Raw genomic sequence first — 23,241 nt, forward strand, 5'->3', positions numbered from 1 at the left:
TTATGAAAACGTAACGGGTTTAAGCATACGAATCTATATGAGTTTATAAGTTTGAAGCTTCACCTGCTTTATGAACTTTTACTGTTAATTCCTGAGCACCTTCTTCAATATCCATAAAGATCTCATCACCCATGCTTATTTTTGAAGTAATGATTTCTTCGGCAAGTGTGTCTTCTACGTATTTTTGAATGGCTCTTTTTAGCGGTCGAGCACCAAATTGTTTATCAAAACCTTTATCAGCAATAAACGCCTTTGCTTTATCAGAAAGATTTAATTGATATCCTAATTCAGCAACACGTGCAAACAATTTTTTTAATTCAATTTCAATAATCAAATCAATATCATGTTTTTCTAAAGCATTGAAGACAATTACATCATCAATTCGGTTAAGGAATTCAGGAGCAAACGTTTTTTTCAATGCATTTTCAATGATACTTTTCGAATTATCATCAGCCTGTGATACTTTTGCAGCTGTACCGAAGCCTACTCCTTGTCCAAAATCTTTTAACTGTCTGGCACCCACATTTGATGTCATGATAATTATAGTGTTTTTGAAATCAATTTTTCGACCTAAACTGTCTGTCAAATACCCATCATCTAAGACTTGAAGTAACATATTGAAAACATCAGGATGTGCTTTTTCTATTTCATCTAACAGTACAACACAATACGGTTTTCTTCTTACTTTTTCAGTAAGCTGACCACCTTCTTCATAACCTACGTAGCCTGGAGGCGCACCAACTAAGCGTGAGATTGCAAATTTCTCCATGTATTCGCTCATGTCTATGCGTATCAAAGCATCCTCTGAGTCGAAAAGTTCTTTAGCTATAACTTTAGCTAATTGTGTTTTTCCAACTCCAGTTTGTCCCAAGAAAATAAAGGAACCAATAGGTCTATTAGGATCTTTCAATCCTGCACGATTTCTTTGAATAGAGCGTGCAATCTTCATTACAGCTTCTTTTTGACCTATAACTTTACCTTCAATAAGTTCTGGTAATTTAGCCAGTTTATTACTTTCGGTTTGAGCAATACGGTTTACGGGAATACCACTCATCATTGAAACAACATCGGCCACATTGTCCTCTGTAACTTCTATGCGATTGTTTTTAGCATCTTCTTCCCATTGTTCTTGGGCTATTGCTAAATCTTTTTCGATGCGTTTTTCATCATCTCTAAGTTTAGCAGCCTCTTCGTATTTTTGTTTTTTGACCACAACATTTTTTAGTTCTCTAACTTCTTCAAGTTGTCTTTCTAAATCTAAAATTTGTTTAGGAACCTCAATATTTGTGATATGCACTCTAGATCCAGCTTCGTCTAAAGCATCAATAGCTTTGTCTGGTAAAAAACGGTCAGACATGTAACGATCTGTAAGTTTTACACAAGCTTCAATTGCTTCCTGAGTAAAAGTTACATTGTGGTGGTCTTCATATTTATTCTTGATGTTATTCAAAATTGTGATTGTTTCAGATACCGATGTTGGTTCTACAATTATTTTTTGAAAACGTCTCTCTAATGCACCGTCTTTTTCTATATACTGTCTATATTCATCAAGAGTGGTAGCGCCGATACATTGAATTTCTCCTCTAGCTAGTGCTGGCTTGAACATATTTGATGCATCAAGAGAACCTGTAGCTCCACCAGCTCCTACAATGGTATGAATTTCATCAATGAATAAGATTATATCATCGTTTTTTTCTAATTCATTCATAACCGCTTTCATACGTTCCTCAAATTGTCCGCGGTATTTGGTACCGGCAACAAGGCTTGCAAGATCAAGTGTTACTACGCGTTTGTTGAACAATGTTCTAGAAACTTTTTTCTGAATGATGCGTAACGCTAAACCTTCAGCAATTGCTGATTTTCCAACTCCAGGTTCCCCTATTAATAAGGGATTGTTTTTTTTACGACGGCTCAAAATTTGAGAAACACGTTCAATCTCTTTTTCGCGTCCTACTACTGGATCTAGTTTTCCTTCTTCGGCCATTTCTGTTAAATCTCTACCAAAATTATCTAAAACAGGAGTCTTTGACTTCTTGTTAGACTTATTGGCTGGATTGTTGAAAGTTCCTTCTTTAAAACTGTCATCTTGTCCTGAATCGTCATTGTATGATTCGTTTCGGGGTAAATTTTCTGTAAAATCGTCTTCGCTTGGAGTCATATTTAAATACTGTTCTTTAGCTATATCGTAATCAATTTTAAGTTTATTCAATAGCTTAGTTGTGGGATCGTTTTCGTTTCTTAGAATGCATAATAAAAGATGAGCTGTACTAATAGATATACTTTGAAAAACCTTGGCTTCTAGAAAAGTAGTTTTTAGTGCACGTTCAGCTTGTCGCGTTAAATGCAAGTTTTTCTTTTCAGTATTTGTGTCTACTCCCGGAATTGCTGGGCTTAGTATTTCTACTTTTCTTCGTAAATGGTCTAAGTCTATATCTAGACTGTTTAAAATCTGGATTGCTTTTCCATTTCCATCTCTTAGTATTCCTAGCATTAAGTGTTCTGTGCCTATAAAATCGTGACCTAGTCGTAAAGCTTCTTCCTTACTGTAGGTGATAACGTCTTTTACTCTTGGTGAAAAATTATCATCCATAATATATATTTGATATCGTAAATTTAGTGAATTAAGTATTGAAAAACAAAAACCATTCCTATTCCAATCCCATGTCAGCTAAGTGACAAAATTTATCATGATTTTAAAGTTAAATTCCCCTTAAATTATTAACTAATTCGACACTGGATATTGTTAATAAATCTTGTAAATAACTCCTATAAAACTAGTGAAAAAAATTCAGAAAGCCGTATATTGGCACGTTTTGAATTTAATATAATTATTTAATATAACAACTTATGTCTGAAGGAGAAAAGTTAATTCCTATTAACATAGAAGATGAAATGAAATCAGCTTATATCGATTATTCGATGTCAGTAATTGTATCAAGAGCACTTCCAGATGTTAGAGATGGTTTAAAGCCTGTACATCGAAGAGTTCTTTATGGAATGTATGATTTAGGAGTTTTTTCAAATAAAGCCCATAAAAAATCCGCAAGAATTGTTGGAGAAGTTTTAGGTAAGTATCACCCACACGGTGATACATCTGTATATGATGCTATGGTACGTATGGCTCAAGAATGGAGTATGCGTTACTTATTAATTGATGGTCAAGGTAACTTTGGTTCTGTAGATGGAGATAGTCCAGCTGCAATGCGTTATACTGAGGCTAGAATGCGTAAAATTTCAGAAGAAATAATGGCTGATATCGAAAAGGAAACAGTTGATTTTCAATTGAACTTTGATGATACCTTGTATGAGCCAAAAGTAATGCCTACTCGTGTTCCAACTTTGTTAATAAACGGTGCTACTGGTATTGCTGTTGGTATGGCTACTAATATGCCACCACACAACTTAACCGAAGTTATCAATGGTACACTTGCTTTTATTGATAATAATGAAATTGAGATTGATGAGTTGATGAATCATATTAAGGCACCAGATTTCCCTACTGGTGGTATTATATATGGTTACGAAGGTGTTCGTGAAGCCTTTAAAACAGGTAGAGGTCGTATTGTTATGCGTGCCAAAGTAGGTTTTGAAGAGGTAGACGGTAGAGAATCTATTATTGTTACCGAAATTCCGTATCAAGTTAATAAAGCAGACATGATCAAGCGTACTGCTGACTTGGTAAATGATAAAAAAATAGAGGGAATTGCAAATATTCGTGACGAATCGGATCGAAATGGGATGCGAATTGTATACATATTAAAGAGAGATGCAACTCCTAATGTAGTTTTGAACACTTTATATAAGTACACACAACTGCAATCTTCTTTCAGTGTAAATAATATTGCATTGGTAAAAGGACGTCCACAAATGTTGAATCTAAAAGACATGATTCACTATTTTGTAGAGCACCGTCATGATGTAGTGATTCGTAGAACGCAATTTGATTTAAGAAAAGCTGAAGAAAGAGCGCATATTTTAGAAGGATTAATTATAGCTTCGGATAATATTGACGAGGTTATTGCGTTAATCAAAGCATCTAAAAATACGGAAGAAGCAAGAACTAAATTAATAGAACGATTTAATCTATCCGATATTCAGTCTAGAGCTATCGTAGAAATGCGATTGAGACAATTAACGGGTCTTGAACAAGATAAGCTAAGAGCGGAATATGAAGAAATCATGAAATTGATTGATCACTTAAGAGCTTTACTTGCTGATGTAAATTTAAGAACTGCATTAATCAAAGAGGAACTTGAAGAAATAAGAGATAAATATGGTGATGCTCGTCGTTCTACCATTGAATACTCAGGAGGTGATGTAAGTATTGAGGATTTAATTGCTGACGAAAATGTGGTTATAACCATTTCTCATGCGGGTTATATCAAACGTACAAACTTAACAGAGTATAAAACTCAAAATAGAGGTGGAGTTGGTCAAAAAAGTGCCGGTACAAGAGATCAAGATTTCTTAGAACACATGTTTGTTGCTACAAATCACCAATATATGATGTTCTTTACTCAAAAAGGGAAGTGTTTCTGGATGCGTGTTTATGAAATTCCAGAGGGTAGTAAAACAGCAAAAGGAAGGGCAATACAAAACTTGGTAAACATAGAAAGTGATGATAAAGTAAAAGCTTTCATTTGTACTCAAGATTTAAAAGATAAAGATTATATCAATAGTCATAACCTTGTTATGGTTACTAAGCAAGGACAGGTTAAGAAAACATCTCTTGAAAAATATTCTAAACCAAGAGTTAATGGTGTTGCTGCTATTACTATTAAAGAAGGTGACGAATTACTTGAAGCTAAATTGACAAATGGGGAAAGCCAAATTATATTAGCTGTTAAATCAGGTAAATTGGTTCGTTTTGAAGAAACTAAAACAAGGCCAATGGGTAGAACCGCTTCAGGAGTCCGAGGAATTACTTTAAAAGACGATACTGATGAAGTAATTGGCATGGTTACTGTGGATAAAAATGATATAAACGATTCTCAAATTCTTGTTGTAACCGAAAATGGTTATGGTAAACGTACGAAACTTGTTGATGATGATGGTGAGGATGTGTACAGAATTACAAATCGTGGTGGAAAAGGAGTTAAAACATTAAACATCACTGAAAAAACAGGTCAATTAATCTCGATCAATGCCGTTACTGATGCTGATGATTTGATGATTATTAACAAATCTGGTTTAACGATTAGAATGGCTATTGAAGATTTAAGAGTAATGGGAAGAGCAACGCAAGGAGTTCGACTTATAAATCTTAAAGGAAAAGACTCAATTGCAGCAGTTACTAAAGTTATGAAAGATGATGTAAATGAAGTTGTTGTTGATGAAGATGGTAATGTAATTGAAACAGCTGTAATTGAACGAGTAAAACCTGATCTTGAAGTCCTTGAAGATGATGGAGTTGTTGAGGATGATGACGATGACGACGAGGTAGTTGAAGAAGAAGAAGATGTAAACGAAGATTCTGATGAAGACGAATCGGAAGAATAATAATGCAAACCCAATTAAGAATAATTATTAAACAAACAGAGAATATTATGAATAGTAAATATGTAATACTAGCATCAACTTTATTGGTATCAGTAGCTACTTTTGCTCAAAAAGATCAAATTAAAGCAGCCGAAAAGGCATTAAAAAGCGGAAAAAGTCAAGAAGCTGTAACGTTACTTGCTGAGGCTGAGTCGTTGATATCAAATGCTCCAGACGCAGAAAAAGCACAATTTTATTTTATAAAAGGAAATACATTTTTGGATCTAGCAAATAAAAGTGTTGACACAGATAAAAACTTGTCACTAGCAGCTACTGCTTATCAAGATTTAATTGCTGCTGAAAAAGCTTCTGGTAAATTAAAATTTACTACGCAAGCTGTAACCTCAATTACAGATATTAAATACAAATTTATAAACAGTGCCATTGCTGATTCTAAAGTGGAGAAACATGCGGATAGTGCAAGAAAATTATTTGATGCATACCAATTGGATAAAAAAGATACTATTAACTTGTATTACGCTGCATCAACTTATGTAAATGCAAAAGATTATGATAAAGCCTTAGAGTTGTATAGTAACTTAAAAACTTTAAATTACTCTGGTAAAGGAACTAGTTATTATGCTGTAAATAAACTTACTTCTCAAGAAGATTATTTTACTTCTCTTCAAGAAAGAGATAAAATGGTAAAAATGGGAACGCATGAAAAGCCAAGAACAGAAGTTGTTCCATCAAAAAGAGGGGAAATTTATAAAAATTTGGCCTTAATTTTAGTTGAAAAAGGTAAAATTGACGAAGCAAAAAAAGCAATTGCTGATGCGAGAGTTGCAAATCCTGAAGATGGTACTCTTTTATTGACTGAGGCTAACTTGTACCTTGAAACAAAAGATTTTGACACATACAAAAAATTAATAGCTGAGGTTTTAGAAAAAAATCCAAATGATGCGGATTTAATTTTTAACCTAGGCGTAATTAGTGCAAATGCTAAGAATTTTGTGGATGCTGAAAAGTATTACAAGAGAGTTATTGAGATTAATCCTAAATATCTTAATGGTTATATTAACTTAGCAGCAATGAAACTGGATAATGAGAAAGAAATCATTGACGAAATGAACAAACTTGGCACAACACCAAAAGAGCAAAAACGTTATGATGAATTGAAAAAGAAAAGAGAAGATATTTTCCGTTCAGCAATACCATTCTTAGAAAAAGGAGTAGAGTTAGATCCTAAAAATACAGATGTTTCTAAAACTTTATTAGGAGTTTACAACGCTCTTGAAATGACTGCAGAAGCTAAAGTATTGAAGGCTAAGATGTAATAATATATGTTTTAGTTTAAAAAAAGCCTGTTTATTTAGACAGGCTTTTTTTATATAATCTTTTTGATAACTCTCAACTTGTGTGTGTGTTTATTTGTTTCGGTATTAAATATACCTAAATGGTCAATCCTATCAATTCTAACTTTGCCGCTAGCATGAATAATATAATTGTCATCCATAATTATTCCTACGTGAATGATAGATCCTTCGTCATTATCAAAAAACGCTAAGTCCCCAGGCTCGCTCTCTTCAATAAAACTTAAAGCTTCACCTTGTGTAGCTTGCTGTGATGCATCACGTAATAAATGATATCCGTTAAGTTTATAAACCATTTGTGTAAAACCAGAACAATCAATACCAAAAGGTGTTTTTCCGCCCCATAAATAAGGAGCATTCAGATACATGAATGAGGTTTTGATAAGGTTGTCTTTGTTTTTTTTACCACTAGTCTTAGTTCCTTCAAATTCAAAATTATCTTTGTTAATATCAAGGTGGTTTAAAAAAGATAATGAGGCACCAAGTGGTATCGGAAGCATCAAGTTATTTGTTCCGGTTATGTATTCTAGTAAATCAGCGTTTAATATTATAGTGTCATCAGTAAGATTTTGATAGCTGTTTTCAGAGATTAGTTGCATTTGTTTGCTATCAATCCAGCCCTCGTAATTATCGTACTGCAATTTTATTTTAAACCATTGATTGTTTTTTTCTAAAATTTCAAAATGTTCTCCAAATAAAACTTGAGAAACTATTTCGCTTTTATCACTTGCTTCATGACGAAGCGGAATGACAGCAAGATTACAAATTCCGAACATTTAGGTTGTTTTAAGAGTTAAAAAGAGCAAATTATTTTAAATAATTTGCTCTTTTTTTTGAATTAGATTCTTTCTATTACAATTGCAGATGCGCCACCGCCGCCATTGCAAATAGCAGCAGCACCTATTTTTGCGTTATTTTGCTCTAGAACATTTAATAAAGTAACAATAATACGCACTCCAGAACATCCTAGCGGGTGTCCTAGTGATACGGCACCACCGTTTACGTTAACTTTCGTATTGTCAAGTCCTAGTATTTTAGAATTGGCTAATCCTACTACAGAGAAGGCTTCGTTAAATTCAAAGTATTCAACAGCATCAAGAGCTATTCCGGCTTTGTCTAGTGCTTTTGGCAAAGCCTTAGCGGGGCTAGTAGTAAACCATTTTGGTTCTTGGGCAGCATCAGCATAGCCTTTAATGTATGCTAACGGTTTTAAACCTAATGCAAGTGCTTTTTCTTCACTCATCATGATTACCGCAGCAGCACCGTCATTGATAGTTGATGCGTTAGCAGCTGTTACAGTTCCGTCTTTAGTAAAAACAGGACTTAATGAAGGTATTTTGTCTAGTTTTACATTAGTGTATTCTTCATCTTTGATTACCATGATGGGGTCACCTTTGCGTTGTGGTACAGCAACAGGTACTACTTCATTGTTAAATTTTCCGGTATTCCATGCGGTAGCACTTCTTTCATAGGATTGAATAGCATACGCATCTTGATCTTCACGAGAAAAATTATATTCGCTCGCACACAAATCAGCGCAAACTCCCATTGCACTGTTGTCATAAGCGTCTGTAAGGCCATCTTTTTGCATTCCGTCAAGCATGGTCGATGGACCAAATTTTGTTCCGTTTCTTAGATTCATGTAATGTGGAATCAAACTCATGTTTTCCATACCACCTGCTACAACAATTTCGGCATCGCCACACTGAATAGCTTGAGCAGCCATCATAACGGCCTTCATACCTGATGCACATACTTTGTTAATAGTAGTACAGGCAACTGTATTAGGTAATCCTGCAAACAGAGCGGCTTGTCTAGCTGGAGCTTGACCTACGCCTGCTTGTACTACGTTACCCATATATACTTCGTCAATTAAGTTTGGGTCTAAATTTATTTTGTCTAAAGCACCTTTTATAGCAGCAGCTCCTAATTTTGGTGCAGTTACTGTAGATAATGCTCCCATAAAACTTCCGATAGGTGTTCTTACGGCAGAAACGATAACAACTCTTTTGTTCATGTCTTTCATAATGTTAGTTTATGAAGCAAATTTAATCTTTTTTAAGTAAATTTATATTTCGAATAGGATTTAATAATTCCGATAAATTTTTAATCTTCTATGTGTTTGACTGTGAAGTATTTTTAAAATTTTTTAAAAAAAATATTAAAAAAACATCAAAAAAAGTTGTGAGAAGTCTAAAGAAGTAGTAAGTTTGCAACCGCAAAACAGAACACGTTTCTTGAGCTTGGAGGGGTGCCAGAGTGGTAATGGAGCAGTTTGCTAAACTGTCATCGAGTGATCGGTGCCAGGGTTCGAGTCCCTGTCCCTCCGCTTTAAGTTTTTGTTTTCGGGGTGTAGCGTAGCTCGGTTATCGCGCCTGCTTTGGGAGCAGGAGGCCGCAGGTTCGAATCCTGCCACCCCGACTAGATTTTTTTACATGAGCAATGGAGGCATAGCTCAGCTGGATAGAGCACCTGCCTTCTAAGCAGGCGGTCGAAGGTTCGAATCCTTCTGCCTTCACTTAAACCCCCCTTATAAACATCTGATTACCAGTGTTTTAAGGGGTTTTTTTATTTGCTTTATCTCCGAAAAATCGACTTTTTCATAGTGTTTTTTAAGTAATTTGAAGACTTTTGACACACATATGGCACAATACCATTTTGTGTGTCAAATTTTCATGAAATTATTCTTATATTAATAAGGCATGAGAGTTTTGCTTTCAGTAAAAATGATTAATCTTTTAGAAGCTCTTGTTAAAGCGACATATAGATGTTTTGAACATTCAAACTTATGAGCATTTAATATTACTACTGTATCAAACTCTAAGCCTTTAGTTAAAAGAGTTGTTCCTATGGATTTTCCGTATATTTTTCTCCCAACTCTACGAGTTAAATTTCTTTTTTTAGTCATTGCTTCTAAAACTGACATATTAGAATATTCAGCATCCTCGAGGGCCGTACAAAATGAGCTGAATAGTTCCTTTCTGTAACATTTTATTCCCGATAGTTCTTTTATGTCTTTTAAAATTTCTGAAAGCAATGAAAATGAAATTTTTTCATCTAAAGAATTAATTTTATTCATTATTTGGGATATTAAAATCTTATCAATTTCTTTTGCCTTCCGTTTAAAGCCTTTCTCATTAAACCAATTATCAAGACCGGATTTGTTAAATAATTCATAGCTAATTGAAATTAAGTATTGATAAATATTTTCTTTGGTAATCGAGTCTGCATCTTTTGATGTTTTATAAAAAGTCTTGTCATCAATGGATTCAATTAAGGTAATTCTATTGTTAAATAATTTTATAAACTTTAATCTTGGATTTATACTTGTAGAATCTGGATGAAGAATAAGTAAATCTTTTTCGTCCAATAAATTTCTTATTTGCCTGTTATAATCTTTTTTAAAATCATATAAATCAAATTCTTTGATAAGTTTAGTTTCTATTGAGGGATATTTACTTAAATCTATTTCTTCTTTTTGTATTAAACTATTCCGAATGTCTTTTAAATTTTCACCCAATAAAGCATTGTTTCCATTTAACCATCTTTGTGGTTGGTCTAATTCATAATAAGATTTTTGAAATGCTTTCATTTCAGTTTTGCTTTCAAGATTTACTAGACTTTCCCCATTAAATCCAAAGATACCTTGTAAAAAGTCACCAAGTATGCGAGTAGGTAGTAATTCTGAAAGTATAAGAATCAGTTCATGTTGTTTTATCGTACAATCTTGATATTCGTCAACAAAAAGGCCATTATACGTATTAGAAATTATTTCTCTGATAGGTTTTATTTTCAATAAAGTAATTGATTTTTCAATTATAAAAGGATAATAATTTTTGGAATTCTCTTGTTCTGGAATTTCAGTTCCGATATAAAAGGATAAAACATATTTTTGAGCAAAGCTGGATATTGTTTCAATGGAATAGCTAGAACTTGAAATACCTTCCCTTTTAATTTTTTCCTTTATTGCTGCAACTCCTGCATGTGTATGAGTTAGTATAAGTTGTCTACCTTTTGCTTGTGTATGTTTAAGGCATTCTACAATGGTATGCGTTTTGCCATAGCCAGCCGGTGCAATTAGCATGCTCTTTTCATTTGAGATAAATTCCTTATAATTAATCATTATCTATCCATTTAGATAATTCTTGAATTTGATTTCCTAGCTTCTCAGATTTAATATCTTCAAGATTATTACAGATTACTCCTCCAACAAATTCACCATGGTCGGTTCTTTTAAACCATTCATTCTTTTTTGAAATAGATGATTTGTAAAGAGCATCTCTCATTATAGGGGAATCTGAATTTTTCCAGTCTAAAGGAAATTGGCCAATATATTTTGAAGCTATGGATTGTTTTACACTTTCTTCATCTTTTTCTTTTATTCTATATTCTATTAATTCCTTTAGTGCTTTCCAAGGAAGATCTTCAAATATATGTGCTTCAATTGATTTATTAGCTGCACAATCTACAATTGATATTCCTTGTATTTTTAAATCTTCTTTTTGTTTATTAATGTTTTCGTCGTCTGAATCGCAAAATAAGCATACCTTAAATCCTGCTCTTAAAAAGCCTAAGGCATATTCAACTTGACTTGTTCCATTACCATTGGCAAATCTTACTCCCAATAAGGAAATATTATCTTCACCTTTTTCCATTCTGAAATTATTTAGCCCTCTACAAATCCCTATTTCAGTTGGGCCTTCACATACCAATACTCGATCAGAAAAAAAGGCTTCGGGATTACTTCTAATAGTTGATTGTAATGAATTATCAAATGGATATAAGCTAGGGTAATTTTTTTTTACTTTAAATAAATCATTAGCATTTAATTCAACTAACACATCTCTGGAGTGAGTAGTGATAAAAATTTGACCTTTGTTGGTGTTTTTTAAAATTTTTGCTAAATGTTGAGCTCTATCCGGTTCAAGTCCTTGTTCAATTTCATCAATTAGCAATATACCTCCGGTTTTCGCCAACTCTGTTTGGATTGCAATAGAAATTAGTCTTTTAGAACCTTTTCCTTTTTGTCTAAAGGGTATTTTATCTTCATGTAAACAAATTCTACCGTCCTTAATTGAAAAATCTTTAAAATCTATAGTTGTAGTTGTGTTTGAAATATTTACACCAAAATTTGAAGCTGATGTCTTAATTTTTTCAACGATATTGTCTAAGTGATTAAAAGGACTAGAATCAATTTTCTCTTTTGCTTCTCTTAATGCCTCAATAATTACATTATTTTTTTCGTCATGAGTTTTTTCTTGTTTTAATAATGAATAGAGAGGGTTTCCTTTATTCCAAGAAAAGTGTCGGTCAATATAATCAGATACTAAAAAAACATTAAGATTTGCTCTGTCACTAGCTCTTATTTCAACAGGGTCTTGTTGTTCTCTATTATTGACAACAAACCATTTTGGTTCTAAATCTTTTTCTACAATTAGTTTTAATGTCAAAATAGTTTCATGATCATCTAGTACATCGTCAAATATTATATCTGTGGATTTATCAAGACCTCTAATAAAAAGTCCATATTTATTTTCTTGAATTAAATCTTTAGGCAAATCATACATCGAAACTTCTATTTCAATTGGAACTTCAATGTCTCCATTAAAAAAATCAGTGTCATAAAAGGTTAAATTCCAACTTGGAGATAAGGCTGCTGAAATTGCTTCCAGAATTGTTGTTTTCCCCGAGTCACCTCTTCCAATTAAGCATATGAAATCAGTAATACCAAAAACTTGTTCAAGTTTTTGGATTCCTTTAAAGTTAGATATTTTAAGTGAGTGAATTTTCGCCATGTCATTTTTTTTGAATACTTGTAAATGTAAGAAAGATAGTTGTATATAAAATATTTTGACTTTTAAATTAGCAGTATTTTTTTAACACATCGAATCATATATGATTTGATATTTATAATTGTTTTTCTCTTTATTTAGTTTGCTATATTTGACATGAAATTTCTATTACAAACAAGTTAATTCTAAGAGAGAACCAAAAAAATTGGCACAAATTTGCCACAACAAATAAAACTATTCAACAATAACGTGCGCTACGAGTTGTTTCAGTAATCCTTCTGCCTTCACAAAACCCACCAATTTGGTGGGTTTTTTGTTTTTAATCCAATTCATTTAGGATGATTTTAAAAAAAATATAAAATTTAAATAGTCTTAATCTCAAAATGACTAGTTAAATAAATAGAGCATCCCGATTTTTAATCGGGGCGGTCGAAGGTTCAAATCCTTCTACCTTCACAAAACCCACTGTTTACGGTGGTTTTTTTGTTTTATATACTTGTTATGTACTATTATTCTCTATATTTACTACCATTAAACACCACTTTTCACAACATTTTCACGAACAAATCACGAACATGAAAATAGAATTTAAACTTTTTCTTAATTTAAAGAGTGTAATTAGTAGTTCATGATATTCAACAATAATTTCCTATTTTTTTAATAAAAGTATGGATTATTAAAAGCTCTTTCGAAATCACATATTTTATTGTTATATATTTTTCACCCTTTTTTTAGTACTCAATTTTTTTAGAGTCATTTATTGATTGAATGTACTAATTTTATAGAGTTAGGCTAGTAGTGCAATTTGTTAAAGAAAATAATCAGGATAAAATATTTAAAAACCTTATTTTTCTTTTGGCTAAATACTGTTTGTTTCTTTATATACAAATGTATTTATATTAATTATTTTTATAATTATCATATAAAGTATAAATAAAAATTTATGAATTAAAAGTTTCAATTTTGTATAGTTAAATTTTAAAACTCAAAAAATGATACAACAAGTAATCAAAACTGCGACATTTGTGATTTTATTGCATACAATAGAAAGCTGCGATTCAGGTTCTAAAAACGAAAGTTCTCAAATAAGTCTAGATTTGCAAAAGAGGGATTTAGTTATAGATCATGTTTTAACAAAAACAGAACGCGATGCACTTACACCAGAGCAGGTTTTAAAAGAGTTTATTGCTGGAAACGATCGTTTTAATTCAGGGAATATTACCCAACGTAAACATTCGGAAGAAATTAGGAAAGCTGCAACTGATGGTCAATATCCAAAAGCAATGGTTTTAAGTTGTTTAGATAGTAGAGTGCCAGTGGAAGATGTTTTTAATCAAGGTATAGGAGATGTATTTGTAGGCAGAGTAGCTGGAAATTTTGTAAATACGGATTTATTAGGAAGTATGGAGTTTGCCTGTAAAGTTGCCGGTGCTAAATTGATTGTTGTTATGGGGCATCAACACTGTGGAGCTATTAAGGGAGCTATAGATGATGTGCATTTAGGTAATATAACCTCAATGCTCACTAATATTAAACCTGCTGTACAAATTAGCGAAGATTTTAAAGGAGAAAAGTCTTCTAAGAATGAAGCATTTGTTAAATTTGTAGCTAAAAACAATATAAAAAATACAATATCTCAAATTAGGTTAAAAAGTAAAATTTTGAAAAAGATGGAAAGTAAAGGCGAAATTAAAATTGTAGGTGTATTTTATACGTTACGAACAGGTAAATTAGAGTTTGTTGAATGAATACGGATATTCGATTTATTAACCTTAATAACATAGAAGTTTAAGTTTAATTATATAGTATTTACCACATAAACTTTACACCCTTTTCGGGTCATTTTAATAAATTAATACTAAAAAAATAAACATCATAATAATGAAATTGTTTTTACCCCTATTACTATTTTCCTTTTTAACTTCTACTGTGGCACAATCCTCTTTAGCTACTTCACATAATGCTAAAAATGACAAAGTGAATGACACAACTTTTGTGAATTTAAAAAGTTATAGTGATGCGTTTATATACGACATGAAGTATGCTACTGATGATAATTTTTTAAAAGCTAAGGTGTATGATTGCTCAGAGTGTTTTTTGCGTTTAAAAACGGTTAAAGCATTGATTAAGGCCAATACTAAATTAACTCAAAAAGGGTATACAATAAAGATTTACGACTGCTACAGACCTTTGGATATCCAAAAAAAAATGTGGGAAATAGTTCCTAATCCTAAATATGTGGCTAACCCTAAAACGGGTTCTATTCACAATAGGGGTGGAGCCGTAGATATCTCCCTTGTAACGCTTCAAGGCGAAGCAGTTGATATGGGTACTGATTTTGATTTTTTTGGCGAGAAAGCAAGCCATTTACATCAGGATTTACCTAAAGATGTATTGCAAAACCGAAAACTATTAAAATCAGTAATGATTAGTGCTGGTTTTAATTCATTTGATTCAGAATGGTGGCATTACAATTTGAAAGCGGGCTTGAAAAATCCCGTTTCTAATGTAAAATGGGAATGTGAATAATAGCTATTCTACACATTTTAAATAATTGATAAAATAGTTTTCTGGATTGTAGATTTCGTTATTGAGTTCTGATATGAATTCTTTTTTTACTATATGGTCTTCAGTTTCAGTTAAGTATTTAATTCGCATTAAAGTAATTGGCACAGTTTTAAGATCTTCAAAATTTTCTTTGGCAAACATAAAAATGCCTGAGTTAATTCTGTTGTCAAATTGTTTGTCATCTCTTAATATAGTACCACAATTTTCTTGTTCAACATGAATTAGCGTTACAATTTTACCGTTGTTTAATTGTAAGTAAATTCTAGAATTTTTATCGAAACAATTTGCTTTAATAAAATCTTTGCTTTTTTGAATGGTTTGAACGTTTAAGGTAGGTAACCCATCTGTAACAGCAAGAGAGAAAAAGATGTAACTTTTATTTGTTCCAAAATTTTTCTCACTAATCATATATTCTTTTGTTATTTTATATGAACCAATAGAATCTGTAATATTTTCACTGAATTCACAAGGATTTTGGCTGAATACTGCAGTATTAATTAGTACAAAAAAGAGTAGTGTTAGGTATTTCATTTCAATTATATTTTGTCGCAAAGTAAAACAATTTTGTCATTATTTTCATTAATTGTAAAAAAACAATAAGTGTCACCACCATCTTTAATGTTCCATTTTTTTCTTATTTTTTCTACTGTATCTGGAAAGTTTCGTGTTGTTATGTTTGCTTTTTTATTTTCAAGTTGTATTTTCATTTCGTTTTTTGAGTATGGAAATGATTTTCTTATGTGAAACGTTCTCCCTGGAAAAGGAATTTGTTCTGTTGATGTGTATAAATGAGAGTGCTTGTGTAATTTGTCCACTTTATAAAAAGCACTTACGGCATCAAACCCTCCAGATTTCATTATGGAACTATTTGCTTCATACAGGTATTTTTGAGGTTCGCTGTAAGTTGCAATTTGGCTATTATCGTTCCAAATAAAATCAAACTTTTCGATTTCATTTTTTGTTAAGTTGACTGATTTTATCGTGGTAGCTCCAGAGTATTCTTTATGCAATTCCCATAGGAGTTCTTTTACCTCATTTTCTAAAGCAATGATATGAATATTTTTAACGCATTTAAGTTCTGAAAGTCCAGCGGTAATATCCAGTAAAGGTGCTGTTTTTATCAAAATTGAATTGGATTTTTGAAAGTAAAAATCTAAGTTTTCAGGAACGTTTGGTAAACAATCCTTTAGCATAAAAACTTTGCCTTTAGCATCATTTCTTCTGGAGGGGTCAATGTATATCCAGTTCCATTCTTTATTTATATTTTTAAGCGTATCATTACTATCTCCGGGATAACATGTGATTGAATTGCAATTGAGTTGACTAAAGTTGTGTTTAGCTATTTGAGATAATTCAGTATTAATTTCGCAATGAGCTACATCTTTAATTTTTTTAGAGAAATAATAGTCATCAACCCCAAAACCACCTGTTAAATCTATTATTGATGACCCATGTATTAGCGATGCTTTGTAGGCTGCCGTTTTTTCTGAAGACGTTTGTTCTACAGAAATTTTGGTAGGATATATAATTAATGCTGTAGAAAACCAAGTTGGAAGTTTTTCTTTAGCCTTTGTTTTAGCTTCAATTTGGTTCAAAATTGTTATCCATTCAATATTTTCAAAAGGATTTTTTTGTAACGCTAGTTGTGATATATTTTTGCCAATGTTGTTGTTTATAAACAACTGTATGTCATGATCTAATAATTTTGTTTCCAACTTTAAATATCTTTTGTTAACAGCATGATAATTTTATTTTCTGGAAAAAACTCTTTTCCTATGACTTTGATGATCGTGTAAATAGGCACAGCGATTACCATTCCTAAAATTCCAGAAAGGAATCCGGCAATAAGGATAACTAGAAAAATTTCAAGGGGATGAGAGCTTACACTTTTTGAAAAAATTAGCGGTTGTGATACATTGTTGTCTATTACTTGTACGATCCAAAAACCTATGAGTACATATATAGTTACTGGTAAAATTTCAGATTGAAAGTTGCTTTCTAAATTACTTAACATAGTCAAAATTGCTGCTAAAACCGACGCAATAAGTGGTCCTATATAAGGTATAATATTAAGTACTGCACAAAGAAATGCAATAACCACAGCATTTGGCACACCAAAGATCAAGAGGACAATAACGTACAATATAAAAACAATAAAAAGCTGTAAAAGCAATCCAATAAAATATCGAGATAATAAGCCGTTAATTTTATCAAATGAGTTTAAAACTTGTTCTTCATGGCTAAAAGGTATTAATTTTTTGACGCTAAGTATGAAAATTAGTCGGTCTTTTAAAAAGAAAAAAGTGATAAATAAAACAGAGCCTAGTCCTACGCCAAAGCTACTGATTGTGTTTAAAATTGAATTTAAAAAATTTGGTAGAAAATTCAAATTCAGTTTAGAAGTAATATTTGAATCTTTTAATAGTTTAGCCGAATCAATATTGTGATCGTTTAAAAAAACACTAATTTGATCTATTAATTGAATAATGTCTTTCTCAATTTGTGCAGTATTAAGCAAGGAAAGATTCTCGCCTTGAGAAAGAATTAAAGGTATAAATAGCATAATCAAACCAAATAAAATCCCAATAAAAAAAAGCAAAGTTACAATTGTAGCAACAAGATGATTAAACTTTAGTTTATGTTTGAAAAAATTTAAAATAGGATTACCAATAAGCGTAAGTATCAATGAAATTATGATATAAATTATAATAGACTGAATTTGGTAAACAAAAAATAGAAGTAATCCACAGCAGATTACAGTAAAAAGTGCTCTTAAAATACCGTTTGAAATAATTTTTGAGGTAATCATAATTTACATTTAGATTGTAAATATAAAAAAACTCGCTAACAAGTAGCGAGTTTTCAATATTAATAAAGGCTGAAATTATATTCCAAAACTTGCTCTTGATCCACCAGAAACAAATAAAGCAGCCATTCTAGATTTTTGACCATTAGAGAACATGTACATTCCTCTATCATCTGTGTAATCCATGTAGTTCATTGTCATTTCTACTGGAGTACCTGTACAAGTACTGTAGTGAGGATATGCAGGAACACCATAGTTAGCATCATTATGAGTAGGTGTATCAGATACTAAATCGCTTCCACAAGTTGCATCACCCCAAATATGGCGTAAGTTCATCCAGTGACCCACCTCGTGAGTAGCAGTTCTTCCCAAGTTGAAAGGAGCGGCTACCGTTCCAGTAGTTCCAAACGCGTTGTTATCAATAACTACTCCATCAGTTGATGAAGCTCCACCAGGAAACTGTGCATAGCCTAAGATTCCACCACCTAAATTACAAGACCACATGTTTAGTACAGTTGTAGGTGTTGTAGGGGCAATTCCAGTTGATGCTTTTTTCATAGCATCATTTGTAGAAAAAGATGTAGTAGTTGTAGCTTTTCTAACTACACTTTGCAATACAAATGAAATTCCAACATTAGCTTTAACTCCAGAGAACAAAGCAGGAACTGAATTAAAATCAGAATTCGTTGCATTAAAATCTTTGTTTAAAACATCAATTTGAGATTGAATTTGTGCTAATGAAATGTTTTCTGCTGTTGTTCTATACAATACATTTACAACAACAGGAATCTGTACTTTACCATTAACTAATCTTCCATTAAGCATGGCGTTTTTAGTAAATTCTTCAATTTTGTTCATTCTTAATGCAAGAGTAGGATCTGCTTTCATTTGAGCATCAAGAACTTCTTGAGACGCACAACCTCTTCTAAGAGATGCAGATGTATTTTGCGCTGTAGTTTCGGTAGTGTCATTTTGACAAGAAAAAAGCATCATAAATGCTAAAGCAGGTAACATAATCTTTTTCATAATAAATTTGTTGTTAATTAATAGTTTTTGGTTAAAATATATAAAATTTAAAGTAATATTTTAGGTGTAATATTTTTTTTAATAAGTTAAAATTATTCTTTTAGAGTTAAAACTTTAAATTGGTAATTTTAATATTTTCGAACAGAGTCAAAATTTTTAAATAAAAAAGAGGTGACTTTTTAAGAAGCCTCTTTGATTAAGTTTGAATTAAAATTATATTCCGAAACTTGCTCTTGCTCCACCTGCAACAAAAATTGCAGCTATTCTAGATTTTTGACCATTAGAGAACATGTACATTCCTCTATCATCTGTGTAATCCATGTAGTTCATTGTCATTTCTACCGGAGTACCTGTACAAGTACTGTAGTGAGGATATGCAGGAACACCATAGTTAGCATCATTATGAGTAGGAGTATCAGAAACTAAATCGCTTCCACAAGTTGCATCACCCCAAATGTGGCGTAAGTTCATCCAGTGACCAACTTCGTGAGTTGCAGTTCTTCCTAAGTTATAAGGATAAGCACCTGAACCAGATAAACCAAAATATTTAGAATCGATTACAACGCCATCAGTAGTAGAAGCTCCCCCAGGAAATTGAGCATATCCTAAGATTCCACCACCAATTGTACAAGCCCACATGTTAAGTTTTGTTGTAGGTGAAGTAGGATCTAAACCTCCTTGTTTTGTTTTTTTCATTGCATCTCTAGTTCCCCAAGATGTTTTAGAAGTAGATTTTCTGTTTACTGTTTCTAAAACGAAAGTGATTCCAACATTAGCTGCAACTCCAGAAAATAAAGCAGGGGTACTGCTGAAATCTGCATTAGTTGCATTAAAATCTGCATTTAATACATCAATTTGAGATTGAATTTGTGCCAATGAAATATTTTCGGCTGCAGAATTATACAATACATTCACTACAACAGGAATTTCAATTTTACCATTAACTAATCTTCCTTTTGTCATGGCATTTTTTGTAAACTCTTCAATTTTGTTCATTCTTAGCGCAAGAGTAGGATCTGCTTTCATTTGAGCAGCTAATACTTCTTGTGATGCACAACCTCTTCTAATAGATGCAGACGCATTTTGCGCTGTTGTTTCTGTTGTGTCATTTTGACAAGAAAAAAGCATCATACATACTAATGCAGATAAAATAATTTTTTTCATAGGACGTTTGTTAAATATTGATAGTTTTGGTTAATTATTTAACAATTTTATAACATTATTTTGTAAAAAAAAATTATTTCAAAAAAATATTAAAAAAAAAATCTTAATCCTTTGTTTTACAAGCGTTCGTATATTTTAATTTTTTTTAAAATCATGAATTTTCTGATATCAAATTCTTTAAAAAATGTGAAAAATTAATTTAAATCTAAGAATACGAAAGCAATTTAGGAAGTAAAATATCATATTGGTTAAATATTCATTAATTTAATAAGAAATATCTAATTTGTTATTTAGAAGGCATGAAATTTAGGGATCTTTTTTACACAAAAAAGTTCTTGTTGTGTTATAGACTGTGCAGCAAGTATATAAAGGAGTGTATTTTGATTTATGAATACACAATAGGCATCTAAATTAAGATAGATATTTAATTTAGATGCCTATTATGAATTCCATGTATTTTGCCCTAATTAATAAAAAACAGGATTAATTATTAAAAATGTAATGAATGATATTGGCGCCCATTTTTAGCGCCTTTTCGCGTACTTCTTTTGGATCGTTGTTTACCTCAGGATCTTCCCATCCGTCACCTAGGTCACTTTCATAGGTGTACAATAGAACAAGTTTATTTTCAATAAATATTCCAAAAGCTTGTGGTCTTTTGCCGTCATGCTCATGAATTTTGGGTAATCCATTCGGGAAAGTAAATGGTTTTTGAAAAATGGGATGTGTGGCTGGTATTTCTACTAAATTTGTATTTGGGAAAATTTTCTTTATTTCTTTTTTAATGTATTGATCCATTCCGTAGTTGTCATCAATGTGCAAAAAACCACCTGCTACTAAATAATTTCTAAGATTACTGACTTCGGTATCATTAAAAACTACATTTCCATGCCCTGTTAAATGAATATAAGGATATGACAATAAATCAGGGCTTGATGTTTCAACAGTAGCTGGTTTTTGTTTAATGCGGGTATTGATATTGCTGTTGCAAAATTTAATTAAATTAGGCAATGAAGTTGGATTTGCATACCAATCTCCACCGCCGCTGTATTTTACTAATGCAATTTCCTGCGCAAACAAGCTGGAGCTAAAAAGGATTATGAAATAAAAAAAATGTTTCATGGAATTGATCTTAGTTTTCATTTGTGAAAATAACACTGTGACAGGCAACAATGGCAGCAGTTTCAGTTCTCAATCGCTTTTCGCCAAGCATCACAGGAGTGTATTCGTTTTCGAGTGCTAGTTGAATTTCTTTTTCTGAAAAATCTCCTTCTGGACCTATTAAAATGGTATAATCTACGTTTTTTTGTAAAATATTTTTCAATGATTTTTTTTCGGTTTCCTCGCAATGTGCTATGATTTTTACACCTGAAGAATTGAGTTTTATAAAATCTTTGAAAGATATTGCATCATTTATTTTTGGTAAAAAAACGGCATTTGATTGCTTCATAGCGGTTAACACTATTTTTTCAAAACGTTCTTTATTACAATTTTTTCGTTCTGATCGATCACAAAAAACAGGTGTGATTTCATGAACTCCAATTTCGGTTGCTTTTTCAAGGAACCATTCGTAACGGTCGTTCATTTTGGTTGGAGCAACTGCAAGATGAAGTTTAAAAGTTGAAGGTGCTATTTGTATAAACGAAATAATATCAACATTGCATTTATTGTCTGATGCTAATGTTATTTGTGTTGTAAATAATAAACCATTACCATTAGTAACATGAAGAATATCTGCATCTTTCTTGCGTAAAACTTTTATTATGTGTTTGCTTTCTTCTTTGTCAAATGAAAAATTTTGAGTGTTTTCATCTATTGTAGGGTTGTAAAATAATTGCATAGTTTTTTTAAAATTGTATTCTAGCTTTTGAAACTACATTAGAGTTTTCAAATGTTTGTGATAAATATTTTTGATATCCTACAATTCCTATCATTGCAGCGTTATCGGTTGTGTATTCAAATTTTGGTATATAGGTTTTCCAACCGTATTTTTTTTCCGTTTCCTTTAAAGTAGTTCTTATTCCTGAGTTAGCAGATACGCCACCACCAATTGCAATTTGTTTAATACCTGTTTCTTTTACAGCAAGTTTAATTTTATCCATTAAAATTTCTATAATAGTATGCTGTATTGATGCGCAAATATCGTTTAGGCTTTCAGTTACAAAATTTGGATTTTCGGCTGTTTTCTTTTGAATAAAATAGAGAATTGCCGTCTTTAATCCCGAAAAACTAAAATCTAATCCAGCCACCTTAGGTTTGGTAAATGGAAATGCTTTTGGGTTTCCTAGCTGAGCATATTTATCTATTAAAGGACCGCCAGGATAGGGCAGACCAAGGATTTTGGCACTTTTATCAAATGCTTCGCCTACAGCATCATCAGTCGTTTCGCCAATTATGGTCATGTTAAAATAATCTTCGACCTTTATAATTTGAGTATGACCTCCACTAATCGTTAATGCTAAAAATGGAAAGCTTGGTTTTTCAAATCCTTCTTCATCAATAAAATGCGCTAAAACATGAGCTTGCATGTGATTTATTGCAAGAAGCGGAATGTTTAAGGCTAGAGCCAATGATTTTGCAAAAGAACTTCCTACCAGTAAGGAGCCCATAAGGCCAGGACCTTGTGTGAATGCAATTGCAGATAGCTGTTCTTTTTGTATATTTGCTTTTTTAAGTGCAGCATCTACTACAGGAACAATGTTTTGTTGATGAGCTCTAGAGGCAAGTTCAGGAACTACACCCCCGTACTGATTGTGAATAAGTTGGTTTGCTACAACATTTGATAGTACTTTGTCGTTTTTTAAAACTGCAGCGGCGGTATCATCGCAAGAACTTTCTATTGCAAGTATAAAAACCTCAGGATTTTGCATAAATGGGTATGAATTTTGAGTTACAATTTGTACGCGTCGTACGGATCACATTTGTAATTTTCAAAATTAGAGAATTTTTAGCAAAGGAAGTTGTGTTTGCAAAAGCAAAATTAAATTTTAAATGAATAAATTCAATTAAGTATCAAAAAAGTAATTAAAATAGT

At 31.9% G+C, this 23,241-nt stretch carries 17 protein-coding genes and 3 tRNA genes; 7 read left to right on the plus strand and 13 right to left on the minus strand.

The genetic code is table 11. From position 1 onward, the window contains the following. Positions 1 to 43: 43 nt before the first annotated feature. A complete protein-coding gene (locus K5V07_RS05600) occupies positions 44 to 2,590 on the minus strand; it encodes an ATP-dependent Clp protease ATP-binding subunit (protein WP_182651912.1) in 2,547 nt (848 codons plus the stop codon). Between the two features lie 257 nt (positions 2,591 to 2,847). On the opposite strand from K5V07_RS05600, the gene gyrA reads away from it, so the two are divergent. Then, positions 2,848 to 5,499: a DNA gyrase subunit A gene (gene gyrA / locus K5V07_RS05605; protein ID WP_221916710.1), complete on the plus strand. Its 2,652-nt coding sequence runs from the start codon at positions 2,848 to 2,850 to the stop codon at positions 5,497 to 5,499. A 47-nt stretch (positions 5,500 to 5,546) separates the two neighbouring features. Continuing rightward, positions 5,547 to 6,815 carry a lipopolysaccharide assembly protein LapB gene (locus tag K5V07_RS05610; RefSeq protein ID WP_221916711.1) on the plus strand — a complete coding sequence of 423 codons (1,269 nt, stop codon included), beginning with the start codon at positions 5,547 to 5,549 and terminating at the stop codon, positions 6,813 to 6,815. 50 nt (positions 6,816 to 6,865) lie between these two features. On the opposite strand, the gene K5V07_RS05615 is transcribed toward K5V07_RS05610, so the two are convergent. Together K5V07_RS05615 and K5V07_RS05620 are read right to left on the minus strand one after the other, a co-directional pair. After that, positions 6,866 to 7,627, minus strand: a complete 762-nt coding sequence (locus tag K5V07_RS05615; RefSeq protein WP_144892275.1) for a C40 family peptidase — start codon at positions 7,625 to 7,627, stop codon at positions 6,866 to 6,868. Positions 7,628 to 7,689: 62 nt separating this feature from the next. After that, a complete protein-coding gene (locus K5V07_RS05620; RefSeq protein WP_221918147.1) occupies positions 7,690 to 8,868 on the minus strand; it encodes an acetyl-CoA C-acyltransferase in 1,179 nt (392 codons plus the stop codon). A 228-nt stretch (positions 8,869 to 9,096) separates the two neighbouring features. Here K5V07_RS05620 and K5V07_RS05625 point away from each other — a divergent pair. From K5V07_RS05625 to K5V07_RS05635, 3 genes are all read left to right on the plus strand, one after another. Then, positions 9,097 to 9,180, plus strand: a tRNA-Ser gene (locus K5V07_RS05625). A 17-nt stretch (positions 9,181 to 9,197) separates the two neighbouring features. Further along, a tRNA-Pro gene (locus tag K5V07_RS05630) sits at positions 9,198 to 9,272 on the plus strand. Between the two features lie 23 nt (positions 9,273 to 9,295). Next, positions 9,296 to 9,369 (plus strand) — tRNA-Arg (locus tag K5V07_RS05635). Positions 9,370 to 9,543: 174 nt separating this feature from the next. Here the strand turns inward: K5V07_RS05635 and K5V07_RS05640 are convergent. Next, entirely contained in the window at positions 9,544 to 10,974 is a 1,431-nt protein-coding gene (locus K5V07_RS05640; protein ID WP_221916712.1) for a UvrD-helicase domain-containing protein, read from the minus strand. Continuing rightward, positions 10,967 to 12,646 (minus strand): ATP-dependent endonuclease, encoded by a 1,680-nt coding sequence (locus K5V07_RS05645; RefSeq protein WP_221916713.1) that lies wholly within the window; start codon positions 12,644 to 12,646, stop codon positions 10,967 to 10,969. The genes K5V07_RS05640 and K5V07_RS05645 overlap by 8 nt, the downstream gene beginning before the upstream one ends. Positions 12,647 to 13,635: 989 nt before the next feature. On the opposite strand from K5V07_RS05645, the gene K5V07_RS05650 reads away from it, so the two are divergent. Both K5V07_RS05650 and K5V07_RS05655 read left to right on the plus strand, forming a co-directional pair. Beyond that, positions 13,636 to 14,391 carry a carbonic anhydrase family protein gene (locus K5V07_RS05650; protein ID WP_182651908.1) on the plus strand — a complete coding sequence of 252 codons (756 nt, stop codon included), beginning with the start codon at positions 13,636 to 13,638 and terminating at the stop codon, positions 14,389 to 14,391. 133 nt (positions 14,392 to 14,524) lie between these two features. After that, complete coding sequence (locus tag K5V07_RS05655) at positions 14,525 to 15,172, plus strand: M15 family metallopeptidase (protein WP_221916714.1); 648 nt, start codon at positions 14,525 to 14,527, stop codon at positions 15,170 to 15,172. 3 nt (positions 15,173 to 15,175) lie between these two features. On the opposite strand, the gene K5V07_RS05660 is transcribed toward K5V07_RS05655, so the two are convergent. From K5V07_RS05660 to tsaD, 8 genes are all read right to left on the minus strand, one after another. Further along, positions 15,176 to 15,742: a hypothetical protein gene (locus K5V07_RS05660; protein ID WP_221916715.1), complete on the minus strand. Its 567-nt coding sequence runs from the start codon at positions 15,740 to 15,742 to the stop codon at positions 15,176 to 15,178. Positions 15,743 to 15,747: 5 nt separating this feature from the next. Then, positions 15,748 to 16,926, minus strand: coding sequence for a class I SAM-dependent methyltransferase (locus K5V07_RS05665; RefSeq protein ID WP_221916716.1), 1,179 nt, complete (start codon positions 16,924 to 16,926; stop codon positions 15,748 to 15,750). Between the two features lie 2 nt (positions 16,927 to 16,928). Further along, the gene (locus K5V07_RS05670; protein WP_221916717.1) at positions 16,929 to 18,020 is read right to left on the minus strand and encodes an AI-2E family transporter; all 1,092 of its coding nucleotides are present in this window, start codon (positions 18,018 to 18,020) and stop codon (positions 16,929 to 16,931) included. A gap of 75 nt (positions 18,021 to 18,095) precedes the next feature. Beyond that, positions 18,096 to 19,043, minus strand: coding sequence for a zinc metalloprotease (locus K5V07_RS05675; protein WP_221916718.1), 948 nt, complete (start codon positions 19,041 to 19,043; stop codon positions 18,096 to 18,098). Between the two features lie 213 nt (positions 19,044 to 19,256). Continuing rightward, positions 19,257 to 20,207 (minus strand): zinc metalloprotease, encoded by a 951-nt coding sequence (locus K5V07_RS05680; RefSeq protein ID WP_221916719.1) that lies wholly within the window; start codon positions 20,205 to 20,207, stop codon positions 19,257 to 19,259. Between the two features lie 483 nt (positions 20,208 to 20,690). Then, positions 20,691 to 21,329 carry a DUF4159 domain-containing protein gene (locus K5V07_RS05685; protein ID WP_221916720.1) on the minus strand — a complete coding sequence of 213 codons (639 nt, stop codon included), beginning with the start codon at positions 21,327 to 21,329 and terminating at the stop codon, positions 20,691 to 20,693. Between the two features lie 10 nt (positions 21,330 to 21,339). Further along, the gene (locus K5V07_RS05690) at positions 21,340 to 22,047 is read right to left on the minus strand and encodes a 16S rRNA (uracil(1498)-N(3))-methyltransferase (RefSeq protein WP_221916721.1); all 708 of its coding nucleotides are present in this window, start codon (positions 22,045 to 22,047) and stop codon (positions 21,340 to 21,342) included. 7 nt (positions 22,048 to 22,054) lie between these two features. Next, positions 22,055 to 23,077, minus strand: coding sequence for a tRNA (adenosine(37)-N6)-threonylcarbamoyltransferase complex transferase subunit TsaD (gene tsaD / locus K5V07_RS05695; protein WP_221916722.1), 1,023 nt, complete (start codon positions 23,075 to 23,077; stop codon positions 22,055 to 22,057). Positions 23,078 to 23,241: the final 164 nt, after the last annotated feature.

The sequence above is a fragment of the Flavobacterium sp. CHNK8 genome (genome assembly GCF_019774515.1).
Classification (GTDB): domain Bacteria; phylum Bacteroidota; class Bacteroidia; order Flavobacteriales; family Flavobacteriaceae; genus Flavobacterium; species Flavobacterium tiangeerense.